Source organism: Umezawaea sp. (genome assembly GCF_036375055.1).
Classification (GTDB): Bacteria; Actinomycetota; Actinomycetes; order Mycobacteriales; family Pseudonocardiaceae; genus Umezawaea.
The window spans coordinates 36,606-60,319 of the sequence record NZ_DASUSQ010000083.1 but is presented as its reverse complement, the minus strand read 5'-3'; the positions used below and the strand labels follow the sequence as shown (position 1 = coordinate 60,319).

21 protein-coding genes and 1 tRNA gene are annotated in these 23,714 nt (G+C 71.4%); 8 read left to right on the top strand and 14 right to left on the bottom strand.

Annotated features, from left to right (window positions below; genetic code table 11):
• Positions 1–5: 5 nt before the first annotated feature.
• Positions 6–377 (bottom strand): PH domain-containing protein, encoded by a 372-nt coding sequence (locus VFZ92_RS22825; protein ID WP_330878046.1) that lies wholly within the window; start codon positions 375–377, stop codon positions 6–8.
• 118 nt (positions 378–495) lie between these two features.
• Between VFZ92_RS22825 and VFZ92_RS22820 the strand changes: the two genes are divergently transcribed.
• Entirely contained in the window at positions 496–1,302 is an 807-nt protein-coding gene (locus VFZ92_RS22820; protein ID WP_330878045.1) for an alpha/beta fold hydrolase, read from the top strand.
• Here VFZ92_RS22820 and VFZ92_RS22815 read toward each other — a convergent pair.
• The 5 genes from VFZ92_RS22815 to VFZ92_RS22795 all read right to left on the bottom strand — a co-directional run bounded on the left by VFZ92_RS22815 (position 1,299) and on the right by VFZ92_RS22795 (position 6,190).
• Complete coding sequence (locus VFZ92_RS22815) at positions 1,299–3,278, bottom strand: amino acid transporter (protein WP_330878044.1); 1,980 nt, start codon at positions 3,276–3,278, stop codon at positions 1,299–1,301. The two genes, VFZ92_RS22820 and VFZ92_RS22815, sit on opposite strands and share 4 nt — an antisense overlap.
• 340 nt (positions 3,279–3,618) lie before the next feature.
• Positions 3,619–4,359, bottom strand: a complete 741-nt coding sequence (locus VFZ92_RS22810; RefSeq protein ID WP_330878043.1) for a methyltransferase domain-containing protein — start codon at positions 4,357–4,359, stop codon at positions 3,619–3,621.
• A 41-nt stretch (positions 4,360–4,400) separates the two neighbouring features.
• Positions 4,401–4,997, bottom strand: a complete 597-nt coding sequence (locus tag VFZ92_RS22805) for a phosphoribosylanthranilate isomerase (protein WP_330878042.1) — start codon at positions 4,995–4,997, stop codon at positions 4,401–4,403.
• 787 nt (positions 4,998–5,784) lie between these two features.
• Positions 5,785–5,858 (bottom strand) — tRNA-Leu (locus VFZ92_RS22800).
• Between the two features lie 50 nt (positions 5,859–5,908).
• Positions 5,909–6,190: a metal-sensitive transcriptional regulator gene (locus VFZ92_RS22795; protein ID WP_330878041.1), complete on the bottom strand. Its 282-nt coding sequence runs from the start codon at positions 6,188–6,190 to the stop codon at positions 5,909–5,911.
• A gap of 270 nt (positions 6,191–6,460) precedes the next feature.
• Between VFZ92_RS22795 and VFZ92_RS22790 the strand changes: the two genes are divergently transcribed.
• On the top strand, positions 6,461–6,802 hold the full coding sequence (locus VFZ92_RS22790) for a histone-like nucleoid-structuring protein Lsr2 (RefSeq protein WP_259623707.1): 342 nt from the start codon (positions 6,461–6,463) through the stop codon (positions 6,800–6,802).
• A 67-nt stretch (positions 6,803–6,869) separates the two neighbouring features.
• Here VFZ92_RS22790 and pabB read toward each other — a convergent pair whose 3' ends face one another.
• Entirely contained in the window at positions 6,870–8,933 is a 2,064-nt protein-coding gene (pabB, locus tag VFZ92_RS22785) for an aminodeoxychorismate synthase component I (RefSeq protein ID WP_330878040.1), read from the bottom strand.
• 92 nt (positions 8,934–9,025) lie between these two features.
• Here pabB and VFZ92_RS22780 point away from each other — a divergent pair, with 92 nt between their 5' ends.
• Entirely contained in the window at positions 9,026–9,289 is a 264-nt protein-coding gene (locus VFZ92_RS22780) for a hypothetical protein (RefSeq protein WP_330878039.1), read from the top strand.
• 16 nt (positions 9,290–9,305) lie between these two features.
• Here VFZ92_RS22780 and VFZ92_RS22775 read toward each other — a convergent pair whose 3' ends face one another.
• Positions 9,306–10,922, bottom strand: a complete 1,617-nt coding sequence (locus VFZ92_RS22775) for an aromatic amino acid ammonia-lyase (RefSeq protein ID WP_330878038.1) — start codon at positions 10,920–10,922, stop codon at positions 9,306–9,308.
• Positions 10,923–11,316: 394 nt separating this feature from the next.
• On the opposite strand from VFZ92_RS22775, the gene VFZ92_RS22770 reads away from it, so the two are divergent.
• The 4 genes from VFZ92_RS22770 to VFZ92_RS22755 all read left to right on the top strand — a co-directional run bounded on the left by VFZ92_RS22770 (position 11,317) and on the right by VFZ92_RS22755 (position 15,167).
• Positions 11,317–12,525 carry a metallophosphoesterase gene (locus VFZ92_RS22770; protein ID WP_330878037.1) on the top strand — a complete coding sequence of 403 codons (1,209 nt, stop codon included), beginning with the start codon at positions 11,317–11,319 and terminating at the stop codon, positions 12,523–12,525.
• A 138-nt stretch (positions 12,526–12,663) separates the two neighbouring features.
• Positions 12,664–13,830 carry a type III PLP-dependent enzyme gene (locus VFZ92_RS22765; protein ID WP_414719975.1) on the top strand — a complete coding sequence of 389 codons (1,167 nt, stop codon included), beginning with the start codon at positions 12,664–12,666 and terminating at the stop codon, positions 13,828–13,830.
• 54 nt (positions 13,831–13,884) lie between these two features.
• Positions 13,885–14,295 (top strand): adenosylmethionine decarboxylase, encoded by a 411-nt coding sequence (speD, locus tag VFZ92_RS22760; protein WP_330878035.1) that lies wholly within the window; start codon positions 13,885–13,887, stop codon positions 14,293–14,295.
• A 5-nt stretch (positions 14,296–14,300) separates the two neighbouring features.
• Positions 14,301–15,167, top strand: coding sequence for a spermidine synthase (locus VFZ92_RS22755; RefSeq protein ID WP_330878112.1), 867 nt, complete (start codon positions 14,301–14,303; stop codon positions 15,165–15,167).
• Between the two features lie 39 nt (positions 15,168–15,206).
• Here the strand turns inward: VFZ92_RS22755 and VFZ92_RS22750 are convergent, their stop codons facing one another.
• The 5 genes from VFZ92_RS22750 to VFZ92_RS22730 are packed head-to-tail and all read right to left on the bottom strand — an operon-like array spanning position 15,207 to position 21,356.
• On the bottom strand, positions 15,207–17,276 hold the full coding sequence (locus VFZ92_RS22750; protein ID WP_330878034.1) for a S9 family peptidase: 2,070 nt from the start codon (positions 17,274–17,276) through the stop codon (positions 15,207–15,209).
• Positions 17,277–17,326: 50 nt separating this feature from the next.
• On the bottom strand, positions 17,327–18,661 hold the full coding sequence (locus VFZ92_RS22745; RefSeq protein ID WP_330878033.1) for a HAMP domain-containing sensor histidine kinase: 1,335 nt from the start codon (positions 18,659–18,661) through the stop codon (positions 17,327–17,329).
• Positions 18,658–19,326, bottom strand: coding sequence for a response regulator transcription factor (locus tag VFZ92_RS22740; RefSeq protein WP_330878032.1), 669 nt, complete (start codon positions 19,324–19,326; stop codon positions 18,658–18,660). The genes VFZ92_RS22745 and VFZ92_RS22740 overlap by 4 nt, the downstream gene beginning before the upstream one ends.
• Positions 19,327–19,371: 45 nt before the next feature.
• The gene (locus VFZ92_RS22735; RefSeq protein ID WP_330878031.1) at positions 19,372–20,148 is read right to left on the bottom strand and encodes a DUF1295 domain-containing protein; all 777 of its coding nucleotides are present in this window, start codon (positions 20,146–20,148) and stop codon (positions 19,372–19,374) included.
• Positions 20,145–21,356 (bottom strand): class I SAM-dependent methyltransferase, encoded by a 1,212-nt coding sequence (locus tag VFZ92_RS22730; RefSeq protein ID WP_414719980.1) that lies wholly within the window; start codon positions 21,354–21,356, stop codon positions 20,145–20,147. The genes VFZ92_RS22735 and VFZ92_RS22730 overlap by 4 nt, the downstream gene beginning before the upstream one ends.
• A gap of 204 nt (positions 21,357–21,560) precedes the next feature.
• On the opposite strand from VFZ92_RS22730, the gene VFZ92_RS22725 reads away from it, so the two are divergent.
• Positions 21,561–22,223 (top strand): hypothetical protein, encoded by a 663-nt coding sequence (locus VFZ92_RS22725; protein ID WP_330878029.1) that lies wholly within the window; start codon positions 21,561–21,563, stop codon positions 22,221–22,223.
• 213 nt (positions 22,224–22,436) lie between these two features.
• On the opposite strand, the gene glyA is transcribed toward VFZ92_RS22725, so the two are convergent.
• A complete protein-coding gene (gene glyA, locus VFZ92_RS22720) occupies positions 22,437–23,702 on the bottom strand; it encodes a serine hydroxymethyltransferase (protein ID WP_330878028.1) in 1,266 nt (421 codons plus the stop codon).
• Positions 23,703–23,714: the final 12 nt, after the last annotated feature.

Genomic DNA, 23,714 nt, shown 5'->3' with positions numbered 1-23,714 from the left:
CGTAACTAGCGGGTGATGTGCCACAGCACCACGTTGTGCACGTGGTGGGCCTTGTCCGAGCCGCGGAACTCGATCTCGTGCACGTGGGTGCCCGCCGTGACGGCGATGGCGGACGTGCTGAAGAAGCTGCCGCCCCAGCTCTTGTTCGACACCACGGCGACGCTGCTGATCTTCGAGTACGGCACCGACACCAGCGCGGTCTTCTTGCCGATGAACGATTTGTCCTGGATGACGACCCGCAGGTCGGTGATGCCGATGAACCCGGTCCCCGCGCCGATGGCGTCGTAGACCGCGATCACCCGTTCGCCGTCGAGCAGACCGCTCACGATCTGCTCGTACTGCTCGCGCCGGTCGAAGACAGGACCGTTCTTCGCCATCGAACCCCCTCGCTCGGTGAACCTCCACCGTATCCGCCCGGCGCGGCGGTGGGTCGGATCACCGAAGTCCGCCGCGGTCCTCGTTGACACTTCCACGACCTGACGCGAGCATTCGTGCATGCCGTCCGCGACCCTCAACGGGATCACCGTCAACTACCAGGTCACCGGAGACGGCGCCGACCTGGCCGTGCTGGTCATGGGCACCGGGAGCCCCGGCGGTGTCTGGCGGGCGCACCAGGTGCCCGCGCTGGTCGACGCGGGCTACCGGGTCGTGACGTTCGACAACCGCGGCATCCCCCCGACCGACGAGTGCGCGGGCGGGTTCACCGTCGACGACATGGTGGGCGACACCGCGGCGCTGATCGAGCACCTCGGCGGCGGGCCCGCCAGGGTCGCGGGCACGTCGCTCGGCGCGCGCGTGGTGCAGGAACTCGCGCTGGCCCGGCCGGACCTGGTGTCGCACGCCGCGCTGCTGGCCACCTACGGCCGTCCCGACCCGGTGCGCACCACGCTGTCGCTGGGCGAGCGGGAACTGCACGACTCCGGCGTGAAGCTGCCCGACAGGTTCCACGCGGCGTTCAGCGCGCTGCGCTACCTGTCCCCCGCGACGCTGGCCGACCCCGTGACGGCGAAGGACTGGCTGGAGCTGTTCGAGTACGGCGGTTCGTCCGTCGGCGCAGGCGTGCGGGCGCAGATGGCGCTCAACGACTTCACCGACCGGCTGGCCGACTACCGCCGGATCACCGTGCCCTGCCTCGTGGTCGGGTTCACCGACGACCGCACGCTGCCCCCGCACCTGGCCCGCGAGGTCGCCGACGTCATCCCCGGCGCGCGGTACGCCGAGGTGGCCGACGCGGGCCACCTCGGCTACCTGGAGAAGCCCGCCGAGGTCAACCGGCTGCTGGTGGACTTCTTCGCGTCCTAGCCGCCCACGTGGATGCCGGGGCGGCGGGCGGGGTCCTCGTCGCTCTGGCGCAGCACCTCGCGCACGACCGGCGCGGTGTCGCCGCGGCCCAGGATGAGGTAGCGGAACAGGTGGCCGAGCGGGCTGCCCTCCGACCACTCGAAGTAGCAGTGCGGCCGCACGCCCGTCGCGTCCCGCAGCGACAGCAGGATCGCCGCGATGGCGTTCGGCGCGGCCGGGCTCTTCGCGCGCAGGATCCGGTGCCCGCCGACCTCGACGCCGCGCACCCGCAGGACCTCGCTGAACTCCGACGGGTCGTCCACCTCGATCTCCAGGAACAGCACGTCCGCCCGGCCCGGCACCGGGTTCATCGACCGCTGCTCGGTCTCCTTCGCGTCGTACTCCGCCTCGTCGCCCGCCTGCCTGCGGTTCGCGATCAGGTTCAGGGCGCCGTCGAACGCGATCGAGTCGGTGACGAACCGGCGCGCGGCCTCGTCGAACTCCAGCCGGTCGACCCGCAGCTCCGTCGTGCGCGACACCCGCGACACCAGTGACACCACCACGATGCCGAGGACGAACACCCCGGAGATCGCGATGCCGTCCGGCTTCTCGCGGACGTTCTCCACCAGCGCGTAGAGCAGCACGAGCGTGAGCACGGCGAACCCGGCGGTGGCCCGCTTCTGCCCGCGCCGCAGGGCGGAGATGGTCACGGCGACCGCGCCGGACACCATCATCGCCAGGATGCCCGTCGCGTACGCGCCCGCCTGGGCGTTGACGTCCGCGCCGAACCCGACGGTGATCAGCACGCTGATCACCGTGTACACCAGCACGACCGGCCGGACGGCCCGGCCCCAGTCCGGCGCCATGCCGTAGGACGGCAGGTAGCGCGGAACGATGTTGATCAGGCCCGCCATCGCCGACGCGCCCGCGAACCACAGGATCAGGATGCTGCTGACGTCGTAGAGCGTGCCGAACGCGGTGCCGAACTCCCGGTGCGCCAGGTAGGCGAGCGCGCGGCCGTTCGCCTCGCCGCCCTCCTGGAACGCCTCGGCGGGCACGAGCACGGTGGTGATGAAGCTGGTCGACAGCAGGTAGACGGACATGATCAGCGCGGCGACCGTGAGCAGCTTGCGGGTGTTGCGGACGCGGCTCTCCAGCCGTTCCCCGGCGGTCTTCCCGTCGGCGGCGACCAGCGGCATCATGCTGACGCCGGTCTCGAACCCGGAGAGTCCCAGCACCAGCAGGGGGAACGCGAGGATCGCGGGTCCGACGACGTCGCCGGGACCACCGCCCGCGGTGAGCGCGTCGAGCCAGCGGCGCACCGCCTCCGGGGAGTCGACGACGTCGACCACGCCCGCGACGACCACGACGGCGTTCAGCAGCAGGAACAGGCCCACCAGCGGGATGGCGACGCTGACGGCCTCGCTGAAGCCGAGCAGGAACACCCCGCCGAGGACGAGCAGCAGCACCACCGTGATCAGCACCGCGTGCCCGTGCAGGAAACCGGGCAGGAACGGGTTCTCCAGCACGTGGACCGTCGCGTCGGCGGAGGACAGGGTGATGGTGATGATCCACGACGTCGCCACGAAACCCAGCAGCACCAGCACGAAGACCTTGCCCCGCCAGAACGGCAGCAGGTTCTCCAGCATCGCGACGGACCCCTGGCCGTGCGGGCTCTCCCTCGCCACGCGGCGGTACATCGGGAGCATCCCCAGCAGCGTCAGCGCCACGATCAGCAGCGTCGCCAGCGGTGACAGCGCGCCCGCGGCGAGCGCCGCGATGCCGGGCAGGTACGACAGCGTCGAGAAGTAGTCGACCCCCGTCAGGCACATGACCTTCCACCACGGCTGCGGCGTCGCGTGCGACTCGTCGCTCTCCGGCCCGACCGGCTGCACCCGGTTCGCCAGCAGCCACCGCGCCACCGCGCCGCCGGGCGGCTTCGGCCGCACCGGCGAGTCGACGCTCTCGGGGACGACGAGTTCAGGCGTGGTGCTCATGGGTCTCCTGCCACCTGACCGGACCGCGACCACGCCAGGATGCCCGACGCCCCGGAACACCGCTGCTCAGCCCCCTTGTGCGACCGGTTCGTCCCACTGATCCGGTGAACCGCGACGAGTCCGCTTCTTCCGGATTGGCGTGGAGCCGCTGCCCGAGGTGCTGGAGTCGGTCCGCCGCTTCGCCGAACGGGTGCAGGCGGGTCCGTCCGACCACCCGGTCGCCCACCCTCCGTCCACAAAGCACCGTCCACTCCCGGCGCCGGCCGCGACCAGCTCCGTCCCGTGCCTGGCCGCCACACCGGCCGACGTGGACCGGTGCACGACGCGACCGTGGCAGCGGCTACCGCTTGACCACGACCACCGCGGACAGCACCACGCTCGCCAGGAACGGGCCAGCGGTCAACGCCGTCAGCCACTGGTCCACCTCAGCGCGGGTGAGCCCGCCCGCCCGCACGGCCCGCTCCGCGGTGCGGGTCAGGCCGAAGACGCGGTCGGCCTCGGTGAAGTCGCGGAACACCGGGGCGGTGGCGGTGGCTGAGCGGACCTCCAAGCCCGCCTCCTCCGCCAGGCGGGGTAGCTGACGGCCGACGACGGCGTTGCGGACGACGTCGGTGCGCAGGTAGCGGGCCAGGGTGCGGCCCGTGTCGAGGTCGCCCGGATCGACGACGAGCGTCTCCCAGTCCGGCTCGGCGAACGCGGCCAGGCCGCCGGCGCGGAGGACGCGGCGGACCTCGGTGAGCACGCGGAGCGGGTCGGCGACGTGCTGGAGGACGCGGTCGGCGCGGGCGCGGTCGACCGAGTGGTCGGGCAGCGGCAGGGCGTGGGCGTCGGCGGTGAGGACGCGGACGTCGGGGAGGGCGGCGGTGCGGCGGCGGGCCTCGGCGACCATGGTCGGGTCGTGGTCGACGCCGACGGTGGTGCCCGCCAGGGCCGCCAGCGCGGGCAGGTCGGTGCCGGGGCCGCAGCCGATGTCGAGGACGGTGTGGGCACCGGTGGGGGCCAGGGCCGCGAGGAGCGCCCGCTTGTAGTCGTGGCCCGCACGGGTGGCCGCCACGTCGTCCAGGTAGCTGATGTCCGCCATGCGCCCAGCCAACCACCGGGACGTGGAGGTTCCGTGGTGGTTCAGCGGAGGTGTGCGGCGGCCACGAACTCGCGCATCAGGCCGTGGTCCTTGACACCGCGCGACGACTCGATGCCGCTCGACACGTCGACCCCCCAGGGCTGGGCGCGGGTGACGGCGTCGGCGACGTTGGCCACGTCCAGGCCGCCCGCGAGCAGCCACGGGCCGTCCGGGCGGGTGGCCAGGGCGTCCAGTTCCCAGCGGTGGCCCGAACCGGGGACCGGGGAGTCGAGCAGCAGGTACTCCTCGCCGTACGCGCCGACGCGCAGGTCGGTGTCGGCGCGCAGCGCGGTCGCGCGCACCAGCCGCACCGGCAGGCCCGCCAGCTCGGCGAACGCCTCGCGCGGGTAGTCGCCGTGCAACTGGACCGCGCCCACGCCCGCGGCGACGGCCAGGTCACCCGCCTCGGCGGCGGGGACGCCCGCGAACACCCCGACCGCCAGGACACCGGGCGGAACGGCGGCCACGAGCCGTTTCGCGGTCGCCGGGTCGACCTGCCGGGCGCTCGCGGTGAACACGAACCCGACCGCGTCCGCGCCCGCGTCCACGGCGACCGCGACGTCGGCCTCGGTGCGCAGCCCGCACAGCTTCACGTACATGGCGAGGACGCTACCCGTGCACTCCGACACCGGTCGGCACGAGGCTTCGGGGGCACCGCGAGCGGAAACCTCCGGCTGACGGCGGCAGAACAGCGACGACGGGGTCCGCGCGGTGGAGTGGTGAGCGAGTCGTACGCGCGGTGCACGACCCCCGTCCCGCCCTGCCCGAGCAGGTCGCGAACTCGGTAAGGCCCGAAGTCCGATAAGCCTTTCCGGGTCCCCCACGACCACCAGGTGACCCTCGCCCGGTCGACCGACCGGATCACCGAACCGCATTCACCCGGCCGCGAACCCCTGTGCCGCACCGCGTTTCCCACCGCCGGTTAGCGAAAGCCCCGTCCTGCGAGGACCGGCGGGCACCGGGTGATTAGCACACCGCCCACTCGCTTTCCACCACGACTTCGTCCCCGCGACGGCCCCGACACCCGCCCGACCGGACCGCGGCGCAAATATGAGGGTCAACCTCTCCGCGCGCGACGAAAACCCCGGCGGCGCCGGCCGCGAACGCGGAGAACGTGCTGCGAGAACCCGAGGAAGCCCGTTCCATTCACCACCAGCGAGGGACGCGCGGGATGACTCCGAACGGGTGCGCATATGCACCAGTGCGCCGCAAGCGCGGGTACGGCGGGTGACGGGTGGGATAACGAAAAGGCCGCGCACCGCGTCACCGCGAACGGGCTCGGAGCCATTGCGCGGGACGATCGGTCACCGCGGTGGCAGGGCCGCAAACGTCTTCGGCTCCTGACCGGTACCGCTGGTCAGGAGCCGAAGAGGAGAACGAGTGGAGTGCCCCCGGTCAGAGTCGAACTGACACTGGACGGATTTTGAGTCCGCTGCCTCTGCCGGTTGGGCTACGGGGGCCGGCAGGGCGCAACTGTACTGGATCAGGTCGCGCCCTCGGGAAACGGGCCCTAGGAGCGGACGAGGCGGCCGATGGCCGCGCTGGCTTCGCGGATCTTCTCCTCCGCGACCTCACCGCCCTCCGCCGCGGCCTGGGCGACGCAGTGCTTGAGGTGTTCGTCGAGGAGGCCGAGGGAGACGGCCTGGAGGGCCTTCGTGGCCGCTGAGATCTGGGTGAGGACGTCGATGCAGTAGTCGTCGTTGTCGACCATGCGCTGGAGACCGCGCACCTGGCCTTCGATGCGACGGAGCCGCTTGAGGTAGTCGTCCTTGTTCGAGGTGTACCCGTGCATCACTCCCGGCCTTCCCTACCCTGGGTGGGTATCGCCTCCAGGATAGGCGTCCGCACCACCCTCGTGCGCGCCGTTTGTCGCGGTAACCGGCGCCGTCTTGACGTGCATTTAAACGTCAGGCACCAAAATGACCCGACCGGGGGGCATCAGTCACATTTTGCCTCTCAAAGGTTAGCCGATATTCACGTTGTGCACTATGGTGACCCCGAAGCGTGTGGCGAAGTTACAGTCGACGGCAGCACGCGCTATGCGAGCACATACGGAGGAACAGTGGCACAGCAGACCGTCGTCCAACTCATCGACGACCTCGACGGCGGCGAAGCCGACGAGACCGTAACCTTCGCGCTGGACGGTGTGGAGTACTCCATCGACCTGTCGAAGGAGAATGCGGACAAGCTGCGCGAGTCGCTCGGCGACTTCGTCGCCAAGGCGCGTCGCGCTGGAGGTCGCAAGCAGCGCAAGGGCACCGGCAAGAGCACCGTCAAGGCTGGTGACAAGGCTCAGGCGCAGGCCATTCGCGACTGGGCGCGTGCGCAGGGGCACCAGATCTCCGACCGTGGCCGCATTCCGCAGGGCCTGGTCGTGCAGTTCCAGGAAGCGCACGCTTCCTGACACGTCGTCGTTTCACCGCGTTGGCCTGGCCTGATGGCGGGTCAACGCGGCGAAACGAGCCGTTAACTCACGTGGTGGACCATTCCGCGTCCACTGCGGCGTTCGACTGACGACCGGGAAACGGCGTGTCGAGCAGACGGAGCACGGCAGTCGCCTTGACCGCCGTCTCCTCGAATTCCTCGGCGCCGTCCGAGAGGGCGATCACGGCTCCGCCCACGCCGAAACTCACCTTGTCCTCGTGGACCACGAGAGTCCTGATGACGATGCTGAAGTCCGCTGATCCGGACAGCGAGAAGTAACCGAGGGCTCCTGAGTAGACACCCCTGGGCCCTCCTTCCAGGCCGTCGAGGATCTGCATTGTCCGGATCTTCGGCGCACCGGTCATCGAGCCACCGGGGAAGGCGTCGCGAACGCACCGCACGGTCGAGGCGCCGGGCCGCAGCACCGCTCGGACCCCGCTCACGAGCTGGTGGACGGTCGCGTACGTCTCGACGTCGAAGATCCTCGGCACCTCCACCGAGCCGACCTCCGCGTTGTGCCCGAGGTCGTTGCGGACCAGGTCCACGATCATCAGGTTCTCGGCGCGGTCCTTCACGCTGGTGGCGAGGTCGTGGCGCAGCGCGGCGTCCTCCTCGGGGGTGCGACCGCGCGGCCGGGTGCCCTTGATCGGCTCGGACAGCACGACGCGGTCGCGGTCGACCCGCAGGAACCGCTCGGGCGAGGTGCTGAGCACCGACAGCGCGCCGAACCGCAGCAGCGCCCCGAACGGAGCCGGGCTCTCGCGCCGCAGGAACCGGTAGGCGGTCCACGGGTCGACGGTGCCGCGCCAGGTCACCTGGTTGGTCAGGCACACCTCGTAGGTCTCCCCCGCGGTGATCGCCTCCAGGCACGCGTCGACCAGCTTCAGGTAGTGCGGTCCCGCGTGCCGCAGCGACACCCCGGCGAACCCGGAGCCGACCGCTCCCACCGGCTCGGCCGACGCGCCGACCTCGCTCAGCGCGGCCTCGACCTCGGCGAACCAGCCGTCGTCGGTCAACGACAGCAGGTGCACGCGCCGCAGCAGGTGGTCGAACACCACCGCGCGGTCGGCGAACACCATGGCCGCGTCCGGGAGCTCGGACCGGTGGGCGAGCTCGCCGCCGCACTCGGCCTTCAGCTCGTACCCGAGGTAGCCCACCCAGCCGAGCGCGAACTCGAACGGCAGGTCGGGGGCCCGCACGGCGTTCTCCGCCAGGTCGCGCTCCAGCCAGTCGAAGAACGGCCCGTCGTGCGCGGTGACGCCGTCGGCGCCGGTCACGGTCACCCGCCCGGCGAACACGTCGACCGTGGCGACCCGCGCCAGCGGTCCGCTCGCGTCCCCCATCACGGAGAACCGCCCCCGCCCGCCCGCGCTGCTGCTGTCCAGCCAGAACGCGTCCGGCGACGAGCCGTGCAGCCGCGCGAACGCGGCCTCGGGGTCCGGGTGCGCGTCCAGCGACCGCACCAGGACCTCCCGCGACGGCGGCGCGGCGGCCGGTCGGGTCACCCGGACGGGCTCGACGGGCTCGACCGCGTGGTGCTCCTCGGTGAGGCGGCGGAAGTTCGCCAGCAGCTGGTGGCCGTGCTCGGTGCAGATCGACTCCGGGTGGAACTGCACCCCCCACGCGGGCCGCGTCCGGTGCCGGACGGCCATGAGCACCCCGTCGTCCGACCAGGCGACCGGTTCCAGCTCCGGCGGCAGGTCGGTGACCGCCAGCGAGTGGTAGCGGACCACCCGGAACGGCGAGGGCAGCCCGGCGAACAGGTCCGCGCCGGTGTGCCGGACCAGGTCGACGCGGCCGTGGCGCGGTTCCGGCGCGAGCGCGACGGTGGCCCCGCGGTCGAGGCACAGCCCCTGGTGCCCGAGGCAAACACCGAGCAGAGGAATGCGCGCGTGCGCGATGACGTCTTGGCAGAGGCCGAAATCGCCCCTGTTCCGGGGGTCGCCCGGTCCGGGTGAGATCACCACGTTGTCGAAACCGCCGAGATCGGTCAGCCGGAAGTGCGGATCGTCGTTCGTGATGACGACCGGATCGTGCTCGTTCACCCGCGCGAGGTACTGGAACAGGTTGAAGGTGAACGAGTCGTAGTTGTCGATCAACAGCGTGCGCATGACGTACGGCACGGTACCTGCTGAAACACTCGAACGGACTACCTCGACCACGAGCCGGTGGCGCACCTCTCAACGGGTACGGTGGTGCCCTGATGAGCGAGGACGACGAGCAGGACGACGACTACACCGAGGACGACGACGAGGGCTTCGACGAGGACTTCGAGGAAGACCCGTCGGACCTGTTCGAGGTGACCCGCGAGGTGCGGACGGTGTGCCAGCTGTGCGGTGGCGCGGGGTTCGTGGCGAACCCGGTGCTCGCCGTGATCGGCGGCACGCCCAGGACCGTGGACAACGGGCGGTCGTGCCCCCACTGCGACGGCAACCGGACGTTCACCGGGCTCATCCCACCGCTCTAGAACCCCGCGCCGGGCGTCACAGCAGCTTGCACGACGTCCGCATCGCGCCGCTCCTGATCAGGGAGACGACGGTGTGGATGTCGGCGTCCATCCGCCGGTCGGCGTCGACCATCGGCACGTGCTCGCGCACCAGGTCGAACGCGGGCCGCGTGGCGGGGCTGAGCAGCTCGGGTCCGCGCAGGTCGGCGGCCTGGCAGAGCGCGAGCAGGTGGATCGCGGCGACCTGCTCGGCCAGTTCGAGCACCGTCCTGGCGTCACGGGCGGCGATCGTGCCCATGCTGACCTTGTCCTGGTTGTGCGCCTCGGTCGACCGGGAGAACGCGCTCGCGGGCGCGGTCAGCTTCAGCGCCTCGGCCGTGAGCGAGGACGCGGCGATCTGCATCCCCTTGAACCCGTGGTGCAGCCCGGCCCGCCAGTCGTCCTCGGCGAACGGCAGCACCAGGTTCGCGGGCATCCCGTTGTTGAACTTCTCGTCCACGACGAGCGCGAGCTGCCGGTCGAGCAGGTCCGCCACGTTCGCCACGGCGAGCTTGAGGCCGTCCATCGCCTGCCCGATGTGCCCGCCGTAGAAGTTGCCGCCGCTGCGCACCGCGTTGTCGGCGGCGTCGAAGAGCGGGTTGTCGTTGGTCGAGTTGATCTCGATGGTGACCCATTTCTCGGCCCATTCCACGAGATCTCGCAAAACCCCGGTGACGGCGGGTGCGCAGCGCAGGGAATAGCGATCCTGAACGGCGTGGTCGAGGTGGTGGAAGCCCGCCCCGATCGGCATCGGATCGGAGGTCAGCACTTCTCCGTAGGTTCGCGAAAGACCTGATCCGTCCAACAACACGCGGATGTTGTCGGCGCTCGTGAGTTGACCGGGATGCGGTTTCTGCTCGTGGATGAAACGGTCGTAGTGGCCCTGGTTGCCGAGCAGCACCTGCGCGCCGAGCGCGGTGCACAGGTCGGCGACGGCGGCGACCTCCTTGGCCGACTCGACCGCCAGCGCGGCGAACGCGGACATGAAGGAGGTGCCGTTGATGAGCGCCAGGCCCTCCTTGGCCTCCAGCACGAACGGTTCGAGGCCGCACTCGGCGAGGGCGTCGACCGCGGGGACGTCGCGTCCCCGGAACCGGACGTCCCCCTCGCCGATGACGGTGCTCGCCAGGTAGCAGAGCGGGACGAGGTCACCGCTCGCGCCGACCGAGCCGCGCTCCGGGATGATCGGCAGGACGTCGTTCTCCAACAGGGCCAGCAGCCTCGCGACCAGCGCCGGGCGGACTCCGGAGTGGCCCCTGGCCAAGCAGTTGGCCCGGATCAGCAGGGTGGCGCGCACGACCTCGGGACTGCTGCGCGGGCCGGTGCCGTTGAGGTGGTAGCGGACGAGGTTGCGCTGGAGTTCGGCGGTCTTGACCGCGGAGATCTGGCGCGCGCTGCTGTCGCCGAAGCCGGTCGTGACCCCGTAGAGGGGCAGGCCGAGGTCGATCAGCCGGAGCTTGAGGCCGTGGGAGCACTCCATGCGCGCGAGCGCTTCGGGGTCGACGCCCACCCGCGGCCGCACCGGGCGCCGCGCGATGTCCGCGACCTCGCGCGGAGTCAGGTCGTGACCGTTCAGGCACATCGCATTCCGCACGTCGTCGAAGGTCGAGGTCATCTCGTCGCCTCTTTCCAGGAGTTATCCCCTAAGAAGGTCCCCCTCATGAGGAAAAAGAGAACCCCCACCTAGTCGCCTGGTTTCTCCTTTCCACCCCACCACGAAACTCCAGTTAATTACACCGCTGTACTTCCTCCCGTGGAAGCAAGCGGTTTCTCCTTGCTGCGGGGAGCGTGACAGCGGCTCGGATAACCTGTCAACACTGGATTCCAGGGGGCAGGGGCATCGGATCATCGTCAATATCCCGGTCACTTTCCGCATTTATGCCCGTCCTCGCCGCCGCGACGCCGGTGTCCGTCCAGGCCGGACGGTCCCGCGCTCGTGACACGACAACCCGAATGGCCGATCGCGGGGCCAGACGCCGGACGAACGCGAGAACGTGGACACTGGCGCCGTGATCTTCCTGCTGCTGCTCGGCGTGCCGACCGGCCTCGCCCACCTCTACCTGTGGAAGCGGCTGGTCCGCGACACGACCACCACGCCCCGCGGCAGGAGGCTGGGCACCGCCGCCGTCGTCGGCATGTTCCTGCTCCTGTTCGCCGGTCTCGTCGGCGGCCGGTACCTCGGCCCCGACCTCGGCGCGGTGCTCGCCTGGCCCGGCTACCTGTGGCTGGCGATGACGCTCTACCTCACGCTGCTGCTGGCCGTGCTGGAGGTGCCCCGCGCGGTGCTCAACCGGGTGTGGCGCCGCGAGCAGGTCCCCGCGCCGGTCACCGTGCCAACCGAGCCCGCGGCGGCACCGGTCGAGGAACCCCCGGCCGGGCCGGTCGACACGAGCAGGCGGCTGTTCATCGCCCGGTCGCTGGCCGTCGCGGGCGGGCTCGCCGCGACCGGCGTCGTCGGCTACGGGGCGACGCAGGCGCTCGGCGGGCCCGTCGTCAAGCGGGTGCCCGTCCCCCTGGGCAAGCTCGCCCCCTCGCTCTCGGGCTTCCGGATCGCCGTGGTCAGCGACATCCACCTCGGCCCGCTGCTGGGCCGGTCGCACACCGAGCGGATCGTGAACACCATCAACGGCCTCCAGCCCGACCTGGTCGCCATCGTCGGCGACCTCGTCGACGGCACCGTGGAGGAGCTGGGCGAGGCCGCCGCGCCGCTGCGCGACCTGGTCAGCAGGCACGGCAGCTTCTTCGTCACCGGCAACCACGAGTACTTCTCCGGCGCGCAGCCGTGGCTGGCGGAGCTGAGCAGGCTCGGCGTGGACCCGCTGCGCAACGAGCGGCTCACCATCGCCCGCGACGGGGCCTCGTTCGACCTCGCGGGCGTCAACGACGTCACCGGCCGCGGCTACGGCGACGGCCCGGACATGGTGAAGGCGCTCGACGGCCGCGACACGTCCACGCCGGTCGTCCTGCTCGCGCACCAGCCCGTGCAGGCCACGCAGGCCGCGGAGCTGGGCGTGGACCTCCAGCTGTCGGGCCACACCCACGGCGGCCAGATGTGGCCGTTCAACTACGCCGTCACCCTCCAGCAGCCGGTCGTCTCCGGGCTGGCGACGGTCGGCGGGATGCCGGTCTACGTCAGCAACGGCGCGGGCTTCTGGGGTCCCCCGGTCCGGGTGGGCGCTCCTCCGGACGTGTCCCTGATCGAGCTCCGCAACGCCTGATCGATCACATTGGGCAGATCCGGTACCCCGTTTTCCGCCGACACCACCTAGAGTGGACGGCCGTGCCCGAACACGGTGTGATGGGAGATCCCTGGCGGAATGACTGAGAGCGTTGCCACACCAGCGGTCGATCCGCTGATGCCACGTCCCGTTGGAACCGGGCGTGAGGAGGCACAAGCTCGCATCCGCCGTTTTCTGGATCATGAGCGACCCGCCACCCCCTGTTTGGTCGTCGACCTGGAGACCGTGCGGGAGCGCTACACCGCGATCTCGGCCGCGCTCCCCGGTGTCGGCGTCTTCTACGCCGTGAAGGCGAACCCGGAGCCCGAGGTGGTCGGCCTGCTGGCCGCGGAGGGCAGCTCGTTCGACGTGGCCAGCCCGGCGGAGATCGACCTGTGCCTCGCGCAGGGCGCTCCCGCCGAGCGGATCTCCTACAGCAACCCGATCAAGAAGGCCGCCGACGTCGCCTACGCCTTCGGGCGGGGTGTGCGGCTGTTCGTGTCGGACAGCGAGCAGGACGTGCGGGCCATCGCCGAGCACGCGCCCGGTTCGGGCGTGCTGCTGCGGATCTTCGTCAAGGCCAACAGGTCCACCTACCCGTTCGGCAAGAAGTTCGGCTGCGACCCGGAGATGGCGACGGACCTGCTGCGGCTGGCCGACCGGCTCGGGCTGCGGGCACTGGGTGTCGCCTTCCACGCCGGGTCCCAGCAGCTGGACCCGCACGGCTGGGACGCCGCCATCGCCGACGCGGGCGCGATCACCGCGAAGCTGCGGGCCGAGGGCCTGGAGCTGTCCACGGTCAACCTCGGCGGCGGCCTGCCGTCGGCGTACCTGGAGGAACCGCCGCCGCTGGCGGACTTCGCCGAGGCCATCACCGCCTCGATCGCCGAGCACTTCGGCGAGCACCGGCCGACCGTGATGATCGAGCCCGGCCGCGCGGTCGTCGCCGAGTCCGGCGTGATCCGCTCGGAAGTCGTTCTGGTGTCGCGGAAGTCGTACTCCGACGAACGGCGGTGGGTCTACCTCGACGTCGGCCGCTACGGTGGTTTGGCGGAGACCGAGGGCGAAGCCATCGCCTACCCGCTGCGCACCAGCAAGGACGACGGGCAGTGCGGCCCGGTCGTGCTCGCCGGACCGACCTGCGACGCCGACGACGTGCTCTACCAGCGCGTCCGCTACGACCTGCCGCTCGACCTGCGGGCGGGTGACCACGTCGACCTGCTCGGCGCGGGCGCCTACACGTCGAGCTACTCCTCGGTGGCCTTCAACGGTTTCGGCCCGCTGGCCACGTACTGCGTGCGATGAGCACGCCCCGGATGTCCACCAGTTCGGTCCCGCTGAAGATGTTTGGAGTGATTGATGTCCGAAGTTCCGTGCGAGACGGAGCCGGTCGGCTTGTTCGCAGGACAGCACGTGCTCGCCGAGTTGGAGGGCGTGAGCCCCGAGATCCTCGACGACGAGAAGTTCCTGCGGCATGCGCTCGGTGAAGCTCTCACCCAGGCGAATGCCACGGTGCTGGAGGTGATCTCCAAGCAGTTCGACCCGCAGGGGGTCACCGTGCTGGCCCTGCTTTCGGAGTCGCACGCGTCCATCCACACCTATCCGGAGGTCGGATCGGTGTTCGTGGACGTGTTCACCTGCGGCACGAGGGCGAAACCCGCGCTTGCGGTGCAGTTGCTCGCCGAGGCGCTGGGCGCCGCGTCGACACGGACGGACATGATCAGCCGGGGCAACCGCGTCCCGGCTCTCGTTGGTGAGGAAAACGCGTGACCACGATCGACAACTCCATTCGGGAACCGCTGGGTGACGGCCTCACCCGCCTCTGGGACGTCAAGGACGTCGTGGTGGACACCAAGACCGAGTTCCAGCACCTGGTGATCGCCGACACGGCGCAGGGCCGGTCCCTGTTCTGCGACGACGACCGCCAGAGCACCGAGTTCAGCCAGCTCACCTACCACGAGGCGCTGATGGTCCCGGCGCTGCTGCTCGCGGACCGGGTCGAGCGCGTGCTGGTCATCGGGTCCAGCGAGGGCGTCGTGTGCCAGATGGCGGTGCGGGCGGGCGCGACCGTCGTGGACCACGTCGACATCGACTCCCAGGCCGTGAAGCTGTGCGCCGAGCACCTGCCGTACGGCTACACGCCGTCGGAGCTGGCCGAGGCCGAGGCGGGCACCGGGCCGGTGCGGGTGAGGTACACCGACGGGTGGGAGTACATCCGCGGCGCCGCCGAAGCGGACAACGGGGCGAGGTACGACATCGTGCTGGTCGACCTCCCCGACGAGCGCGAGGAGGAGGCGCAGCACAACCGCCTGTACGGCGAGGAGTTCCTGCGCATGTGCAAGGCGCTGCTCACGCCCGGCGGTGTCGTGGTGACGCAGGCTGGCTGCCAGACCATGTGGCGCAACACGACGCTGATCCGCTCGTTCCAGCGGTTCAACGACGTGTTCGACACGATCGTCTACTACGGCTCGGACGAGCACGAGTGGGCGTACCTGTTCGGCCGCGCGGACGTGGTCGAGGACCCGACCGCGCTGATGACCGAGCGGCTGGCGACCTCCGGCTACCAGCCGGAGACGATCGACGACCTGGCGCTGCTGTCCGGCTCGATCCCGCCGTTCACCGTTCGCCAGTCCCTGGCGTAGAACCGTTGGGGGGAGCCGGTTCCCGGCTCCCCCCTCGGCTCAGCCCAGCGACCTGCGCAGGAATTCCACCTGGAGCAGCAGCAGGTTCTCCGCCACCTGCTCCTGCGGCGTCATGTGCGTGACGCCGCTCAGCGGCAGCACGGTGTGCGGCCTGCCCGCCGCGACCAGCGCGGACGAGAGCCGCAGCGTGTGCGCCGCCACCACGTTGTCGTCGGCCAGCCCGTGGATGATCATCAGCGGGCGTTCCAGCTTCGCCGCGTCGGCGATCAGCGAGTTCGCCTCGTACACCTCGGGCCGCTCCTGCGGGGTCCCCAGGTAGCGCTCGGTGTAGTGCGTGTCGTAGAGCGCCCAGTCGGTGACCGGCGCCCCGGCGATGCCCGCGTGGAACACGTCAGGCCTGCGCAGCACGGCCAGCGCCGACAGGTACCCGCCGTAGGACCAGCCCCGGATGGCCACGCGGGACAGGTCGAGGTCGTCGAACCGCGCCGCCACGGCCTGGAGCGCGTCGACCTGGTCCTCCAGCGTCGAGCCCGCGAAGTCGAACGCGATCTCCCGCTCCCACACCGGTCCGCGGCCGGGCGTGCCGCGCCCGTCGGCGACGAGCACCGCGAAACCCTGGTCCGCCAACCACTGCGAGGCCAGGTAGGCGTTGCGCGCCGACAGCACGCGCTGCGCGTGCGGGCCGCCGTACGGGTCGAGCAGCACCGGCAGCTTCGCCGAGCCGGGCACGTGGCCGGTCGGGAACAGCAGAGCCACGCGCAGGTCCCGCTCCCCCGCGGTCAGCAGCCGCACCTCCGGCGTCAGCACGGGGGTCTCGGCGAACGACGCGATCTCCTGCCCGGTCGACACGGTCACCCTGGAACCGGACCAGCCGAGCCCCGCCGACGAGAGCAGCAGGACGTCACCGCCGCGCACCGCGTGGTGCACACCGTCCTCAGTGGACAGCCGCTCCACCGCGCCCGCGGTGACCCGGTAGACGGGGACCTGGGTCGGGTCGGCCTCGGAGGCGGTCACCAGCACGTCGTCGGCCGTCACGTCGAGCACCGCGCGCACCTGGAAGCCGTCCGGCGTCCACTCGTCGTCGCCGACCACGAGCCGGTTCGCCCCGTCGCGCACGGCGATCCGCACGAGCCTGCCGTCCGGCGTCCACACCGGCACGCCCGGCATGATCTCCACCCAGGTCGGGTCGGTGTCGGTGTGCACGACCTCGGTGGCGCCGGTCGCGGTGTCCACGGCCAGCACCAGCGCGGTCCGCTGGTCCCTGGTCTGCACCAGCAGCAGCGGGGCGCCGCCCGAGGACCAGTGCGCCGAGGCCAGGTACGGGTAGGCGTCGCGGTCCCACTCGACGGCGACGGCCGAGCCGTCCAGGCCCAGCACGGACAGGCTCACGAGCGCGTTCGGCGTGCCCGCCGCCGGGTAGGCGATCTCGGTCGCCCGCGTCGCCGGGTTGGCCGGGTCGGCGATGTACCAGCGCGCGACCGGCGTGTTGTCCACCCGCGCGGCGAGCACGGCCGTGCCGTCCGGCGCGAACCAGTACCCGCGGAACCGGCTCATCTCCTCCGCCGCGATGAACTCCGCCAGGCCCCAGGTGACCTCGGGGTCGTCGTCGTGGCCGAGCACGGCGTCCTCACCGCTCGCCAGGTCGACGACGTGCAGGTCGCCGTCCGCCGCGTACGCGACGCGCGTGCCGGTCGGGTCCAGCCTCGGGTCGACCACCGAGCCCGCCGCGGGCAGCTCCCGCACCGCGTTCGTCGTCAGGTCGGCCAGGAACAGCCTGCCGGACAGGGCGAACACCGCCTGGCGGGCGTCCGCGTCGACCGCGTACCCGACGACGCCCGCGCCGGACTCCCGGCTGCGCTCGCGCCGCGCGCGCTCCTGCGGCGAGAGGTCCTCGGGGTCGGTCAGCAGCGCCGCCGGATCGGCGACGAGCGTCTCGACGCCGGTGGCCGTGTCCAGCGCCCACAGCCCGTTCGCGCGGCTCGTGGCCGTCGCGACGCGCAGGAAGTACACGTGTGAACCGTCGGGTGCGACGGTGAAGGTCCTCGGTGCGCCGAGGGTGAACCGCTGGGTGCGCGCGTGTTGGCGCGGGAAGGAGGTTTCGTTGCCCACCCGGCCACCCTAGTACCGCGATCCGCGCTGGTCCCGGCAGTGGGACGGGGTCACAGCGTGAACCCGATCTCCGCTCCGCCACCGGACCTCGGGCGGGCGAACACCGCGCCGCCGTGGGTGGTGGCGACCTCGTGGACGATCGCCAGCCCGAGCCCCGAACCGGGCAGCGAGCGGGCAGAGGTGGCGCGGTGGAACCGGTCGAAGATCCGGGCCCGGTCCTCCGGCGCGACACCGGGTCCCCGGTCGAGCACGCGGAAGCCGTTCGGCCGGAGCACGATCTCGACCGGTCCCTCGGAGAACTTGATCGCGTTGTCGACCAGGTTGGTCACCGCCCGTTCCAGGCCCCGCACGCGGCCCGTGACCACGCCCTCGGCGTCCACCAGCACCTCGCGCCCGCTGCGCCGCCGGGCCCGGCCCGCCACCCGCTCGGCGAGACCGGGCAGGTCGACCGCGTCGAACGCCTCGTCCACCCGCCGCTCCGCCGAGAACTCGATCAGCTCCGCCACGAGGTGCGACAGCTCCCGCGCCTCGCCGTCCAAGTCGTCGATGAGCTGCCCGCGCGACTCCGACGGCAGCTCGTCCACCCTCTTGAGCACGGCGATGTTGGTGCGCAGGCTGGTCAACGGCGTGCGCAGCTCGTGGTTCGCGTCCTGGACCAGCCGCCGCTGGTCCTCGCGGGCGCCCGCGAGCCGCACCAGCACCGAGTCGAACGCCGCCCCCAGCCTGGCCACCTCGTCGGTGCCGCCCGTCCCGAGCATCAGGTCGAGCCGACCGCCTTCGGCGACCTCCTCGGCGGCCCTCGTCAGCCGCTCCAGGCCACGGGTCAGGCGCCGGGCCACGAGCCTCCCGACCAGGACGGCGAGCAGCAGCACCAGCACCGCGGCGCCCGCCAGGCGCCAGGCGAACCCGGCGATCATCGCCTCGGTCCGGGAGATCGGCCGGGCGAGCTGGACGGCGCCCCGACCGCCCCCGAGCGACACCGTGACCACCCTCAGCTCCTCACCCCCGCGAGGGGTGAACTCGCGCTCGGCCGTCTCCCCCGCGGTGTCGAGGGCCGCGACCTCCTTGTCGACGGTGTAGACGGGGAACGAACCTGCCTCCGGATCGGTCTGGCCGAGCCTGCCGTCACCCGCGAGGACCTGCGTGACGACGTCGCGGGAGCTCATCACGTCCTTCCCGACCTCGCCGTCCTCGATGAACCCCTTGGGGGTCAGCTCGGTCCGCGAGACGCGGTCGACCGTGGCGTCGACCTGCGAGCGGAACGCCCTCTCGGCGTCACCCTCCAGGGCGCTCTCCCCGACGGCGTAGGCGACCCCGGAGACGGCGAGGACCACGGCGGCCGAGATGCCCGTGAACGCCCGCGTGAGCCCGCGCCGCGCGTTCACGCCCCACGCACCGTGTAGCCGACACCGCGCACGGTGTGGATCAGCGACGGCCCGCCCACCTTGCGCCTCAGGTACCCCACGTACACCGCGAGGTTCTTCGACTCGACGCCGAAGTCGTAGCCCCAGATCCGGTCGTAGATGGTGGCGTGGTCCAGCACGATGCCCGCGTTGCGCACCAGCAGTTCCAGGAGGTCGAACTCGGTCTTGGACAGCTCGACCGCGGTACCGCCGCGCCACACCCGCCGGGCGGCGGGGTCGATCCGCAGGTCCGAGACCTGGAGCACCCTGTTCCCGTCCGGCGGCTCCACCCGGCGCAGCAGCGCGCGCAGGCGGGCCAGCAGCTCGTCCAGCTCGAACGGCTTCACCAGGTAGTCGTCCGCGCCCGCGTCCAGGCCCTCGACCCGCTCCGAGGTCTCGGACCGGGCCGTCAGCAGCAGGATCGGGGTGCGGTAGCCGTCCGCGCGCAGCAGGCGGCACACGTCGAGGCCGTCGACGCCGGGCATCATCACGTCGACCACCGCGGCGTCCACGCCGGACCGGCGCACCTCGTTCAGCGCCTGGACGCCGTTGGGCACCGGGATCACCCGGTACCCCTCCAGTTCCATCGCCCGCACCAGGGACTCGCGGATCGCCCGATCGTCGTCGGCCAGCAGCACCGTGCTCATCACGTCGAGCAGTCTGGCCGGTCCCGGTGAGAGGCCGGTAAGAACCTAGGCGGACTTCTTCGGCGGCCACGGCACGAAGCCGCTGGTCCGCTCCACGTAGTCCGCGTAGCCGGGCCTGCGCGCGGCCATGTCCTTCTCCAGCAGGGGCTTGCCGGTGCCCTTGGCGAGGGTGAACGTCATCGCGATCGGCGCGACCACCGTGAGCAGGCCGATCCAGTGGTGCGCGGCGAACAGGAACAGCCCCCACCACACGACCGCGTCGCCGAAGTAGTTCGGGTGCCGGGTGTAGCGCCAGAGCCCGCGGTCCATGACCTGGCCCTTGCTGGCCGGATCGGCGCGGAACCTCGCCAGCTGCCGGTCGCCGACCGACTCGAACGCGAACCCGACGGCCCAGACGAGCACCGCCAGGTGGTCGAGCACCCCGAGCGGGGCGGTCAGGTACGACGCGGCCTGCACCGGCAGCGACACCAGCACCATGACGACGGCCTGGATCGCGTAGACCCGGTACATGCCGAGCACGCCGCGCCTCTTGAGGATCGCGACGTAGCGCGGGTCCTCGTCCCCGCCGCGGTTGCGCGCGTGGATGTGCCAGCCGAGGCGGACACCCCACACCACCGTCAGCAGCGCCACCAGCAGGCCGCGCGGCGTCGGACCGGCGAGCAGCAGCGTGACCACGGAGATGATCGCGAAGCCGACGCCCCAGAACACGTCGATCACGTCGTACCGGCCGCGCGACCTCGCGGCGGCGAACAGCGCCGACACGAGCACCAGCACGAAGACCGCGGTCAGCAGGACGTTCAGGCCGAAACCACCCGCGTTCACCCCGCCACCCGCTCACGGGTGCGCGGCATGCCGCTGGTGCCGTTCGCGCTCGGCCGCACCGCGAGGACCTGGTCCACGCCCATCCGCCCCTCCTCGAAGGTCAGCGCCCCGCCCGCGAGGTAGAGCCGCCACACCCGCGCCTGGCCCTCGCCGACCAGCGGGACGACCTCGTCCCACCGCTCCTCCAGCGTCGCGGCCCAGGCCCGGACGGTCCGAACGTAGTGCTCGCGCAGGGCGTGGACATCACGGATCTCCAGGCCCGCCCGCTCCAGGTGGCCGATCGTCGCGCTGACGGGCCGCATGTGCATGTCGGGGGCCACGTAGGACTCGATGAACGCGCCACCACCGGGTGCGTTGGCCCCGCGCGACATCTGCTGGAGCAGCAGCCTGCCCTCGGGCTTGAGCAGCCGGTGCAGGGTGGCGGCGTACTCGGGGTAGTTCTCCTCGCCGACGTGCTCACCCATCTCGATCGTCGAGATCGCGTCGAACGGCTCGTCGTCGATCTCCCGGTAGTCCTGGAGCTTGACCGTCACGAGGTCTTCCAGTCCCTCGTCGGCCACGCGCTTCCTGATGTGCGCGTGCTGCGCGCGGGAGATCGTGACGCCGGTCGTGGACGCGCCGAAGTGCTTGGCCGCGTGGACGACCATCGAACCCCAGCCGCAGCCGACGTCGAGCAGCCGCGTGCCGGGTCCCACGTCCAGCTTGCGGCAGACCAGGTCGAGCTTGTCGCGCTGCGCGTCCGCGACGGTGTACTCAGGACCGTCCGACGTCCAGTAGCCGCTGGAGTAGGCCATGCTCGGGTCGAGCACGAGCTGGTAGAAGTCGTTGCTCAGGTCGTAGTGGTGCGCGATGGCCGCCCGGTCGCGGCCGCGGGTGTGCCGCGCGCCGGACAGCCTGGCCTCCTCACCGGGTGCCGCGGGCCGGGGTCCGAGCGCGCCGAGGCGCAGCGCCACCCGTGCCGCCCCCAGCAGGTCGACGGCCTTCGGCTTGCCCGCGCGCAGCGCTCCCCGCCTGGCCAACGCCCAGAACCGCGCCAGGCCGTCGGTCAGGTCGCCCTCGACGTCCAGCTCACCCGCGACGTACGCGCGCGCGAGGCCCAGCTCGTCCGGGTTCCACACCAGGCGGCGCAGCGCCCGCTTGGACCGGATGACCGCCACTGGTCCGTTCGTGGGGCCCGCGCTGCTCCCGTCCCACGCCCGCAGGCCGATCGGCAGGGGCGTTCCGAGGACCTTTTCGACGACGGTAGCGAGCTGACCTGCCACTCCACCGGTAACGACCACCACGAGCCTCCTGAGCCAAGACGGGTAGCAGTTGTTCGGCCCGAGATTGTTTTCGGTTCGGTTCTGAACCGCTGACGCGGTCCCCCCGTATTGCTCCGTGAAGCGAATGAACGGACGAGGAGGAGTTGAGAAGTGATCCGACGTAACCGCATCGCCATCGCCGTTGCAGGCGGCATGGCAACCGTGCTCGCCCTGGTCATGTGGAGCACCAACGCCGTTGGCGTTCAGGGCACCACCGTGGCTCAGACCGGTTCCGCGGTGGAGGCTGCTGCCGCGCCGGGTGACTACGGCTACGACACTCCTGCCGCGGCGGGCACCGACGCCCCCGCCGCGGGCGCGCAGACCAGCGCCGCCGGGCAGCCCGCCGCGGAGCCGCCCGCCGCCGCACCCGAGGTCTCGAACGTCCGGCTGGTCGCCAAGACCGTCGACAAGATGGGCGAGGTCGTGCAGGACGGCGACGGCCGCACGCTGTACCGCTTCGACAAGGACACCCCCAAGCCGCCGGTCTCCAACTGCAACGACGCGTGCGCCGTGACCTGGCCGCCGCTGGTCGTGCCCGCGGGCTCCACCCCGCAGCTGGAGGGCGTCGACCCGGCCCTCGTCGGCACGCTGAAGCGCGCTGACGGCACCGAGCAGGTCACGATCGACGGTTGGGGCCTGTACACGTACTCGAAGGACCCCGGCCCCGGCAAGTGGGCGGGCCAGGGCGTGGGCGGCACCTGGTTCGTGATCCAGCCGAACGGCAAGCGCAACGTCGAGTGCCTCCCGCCGGGCGTCACGGCCCCCGCCGCGTAGTGCTGAACCACCGGTAGTGCGGTGAAGCCCGGCCCCGGGGAAGGGGCCGGGCTTCACCGCACTCGTGGAACTGAGGACTTGCCGCTCATTCGCTTCGCGGTGAGGTACGACGAGAACGGCCCCCCGCGTCCGCGGGGGGCCGTTCTCGTCGCGGTGGTGGGAGATCGAGGTCTCCCGGTGGTGGAGACCGGTCGGCCTCCACCACCGCTGCCGTCAGAGGCTCGGGTAGAGCGGGTGCTTCGCGGCCAGCACCTCGACGCGCGAGCGCAGTTCGGCGAGGTCCGGGTCGGGCAGGAGGGCCGCGACGATGATGTCCGCCACCTCGGCGAAGTCGGCCTCGCCGAAGCCGCGGGTCGCCAGGGCGGGGGTGCCGACGCGCAGGCCCGAGGTGACCATCGGCGGGCGGGGGTCGTTCGGGACGGCGTTGCGGTTGACGGTGATGCCCACCTGGTGCAGGCGGTCCTCGGCCTGCTTGCCGTCCAGCTCGGACGCGACGAGGTCGACGAGCACCAGGTGCACGTCGGTGCCGCCGGTGAGCACCTTGATGCCCGCGGCGGCGGCGTCGGACTGGACCAGGCGGTTCGCGAGGATCTTCGCGCCCTCGACCGTGCGGCGCTGGCGGTCGGCGAACTCGGGGCTGGCGGCGTGCTTGAACGCGACGGCCTTGCCCGCGATCACGTGCTCCAGCGGGCCGCCCTGCTGGCCGGGGAAGACAGCGGAGTTGATCTTCTTCGCGATGTCCGCGTCGTTGGACAGGATCACGCCGCCGCGCGGACCGCCGAGGGTCTTGTGCGTGGTGGTCGTGGTCACGTGCGCGTGCGGCACGGGGCTCGGGTGCAGACCCGCGGCGACGAGACCGGCGAAGTGGGCCATGTCCACCATCAGGAACGCGCCCACGGAGTCCGCGATCCGGCGGAACTCCGCGAAGTCCAGCTGGCGGGGGTAGGCCGACCAGCCCGCGACGATCAGCTTCGGCTGGTGCTCCTGGGCGAGGCGCTCGACCTCGGCCATGTCGACCAGACCGTCCGAATCGGACACGTGGTAGGGCACCACGTTGTACAGCTTGCCGGAGAAGTTGATCCGCATGCCGTGCGTCAGGTGACCGCCGTGGGCCAGGTCGAGGCCGAGGATCGTGTCGCCGGTGTTCAGCAGCGCGAACATCGCGGCGGCGTTCGCCTGCGCGCCGGAGTGCGGCTGCACGTTGGCGAAGCCCGCGCCGAACAGCTCCTTGATCCGCGCGATGGCGAGCCGCTCGACGACGTCGACGTTCTCGCAGCCGCCGTAGTAGCGGCGGCCGGGGTAGCCCTCGGCGTACTTGTTGGTGAGCACCGATCCCTGCGCTTCGAGGACCGACACCGGGGTGAAGTTCTCCGACGCGATCATCTCCAGCGTGTTCTGCTGGCGGGCGAGCTCGGCGGCGACGGCTTCCGCCACCTCCGGGTCGAACTCCGCGAGGGAGGTGTTGAAGTGGTCCGACATGTGGTCTCCCTT

Bases quoted from the DNA above. Each gene is read 5' to 3' on its own strand.
- VFZ92_RS22825 (WP_330878046.1), bottom strand. From the start codon at position 377: ATGGCGAAGAACGGTCCTGTCTTCGACCGGCGCGAGCAGTACGAGCAG.
- VFZ92_RS22820 (WP_330878045.1), top strand. From the start codon at position 496: ATGCCGTCCGCGACCCTCAACGGGATCACCGTCAACTACCAGGTCACC.
- VFZ92_RS22815 (WP_330878044.1), bottom strand. From the start codon at position 3,278: ATGAGCACCACGCCTGAACTCGTCGTCCCCGAGAGCGTCGACTCGCCG.
- VFZ92_RS22810 (WP_330878043.1), bottom strand. From the start codon at position 4,359: ATGGCGGACATCAGCTACCTGGACGACGTGGCGGCCACCCGTGCGGGC.
- VFZ92_RS22805 (WP_330878042.1), bottom strand. From the start codon at position 4,997: ATGTACGTGAAGCTGTGCGGGCTGCGCACCGAGGCCGACGTCGCGGTC.
- VFZ92_RS22795 (WP_330878041.1), bottom strand. From the start codon at position 6,190: ATGCACGGGTACACCTCGAACAAGGACGACTACCTCAAGCGGCTCCGT.
- pabB (WP_330878040.1), bottom strand. From the start codon at position 8,933: ATGCGCACGCTGTTGATCGACAACTACGACTCGTTCACCTTCAACCTG.
- VFZ92_RS22780 (WP_330878039.1), top strand. From the start codon at position 9,026: ATGAGCGAGGACGACGAGCAGGACGACGACTACACCGAGGACGACGAC.
- VFZ92_RS22775 (WP_330878038.1), bottom strand. From the start codon at position 10,922: ATGACCTCGACCTTCGACGACGTGCGGAATGCGATGTGCCTGAACGGT.
- VFZ92_RS22765 (WP_414719975.1), top strand. From the start codon at position 12,664: ATGCCACGTCCCGTTGGAACCGGGCGTGAGGAGGCACAAGCTCGCATC.
- speD (WP_330878035.1), top strand. From the start codon at position 13,885: ATGTCCGAAGTTCCGTGCGAGACGGAGCCGGTCGGCTTGTTCGCAGGA.
- VFZ92_RS22740 (WP_330878032.1), bottom strand. From the start codon at position 19,326: ATGAGCACGGTGCTGCTGGCCGACGACGATCGGGCGATCCGCGAGTCC.
- glyA (WP_330878028.1), bottom strand. From the start codon at position 23,702: ATGTCGGACCACTTCAACACCTCCCTCGCGGAGTTCGACCCGGAGGTG.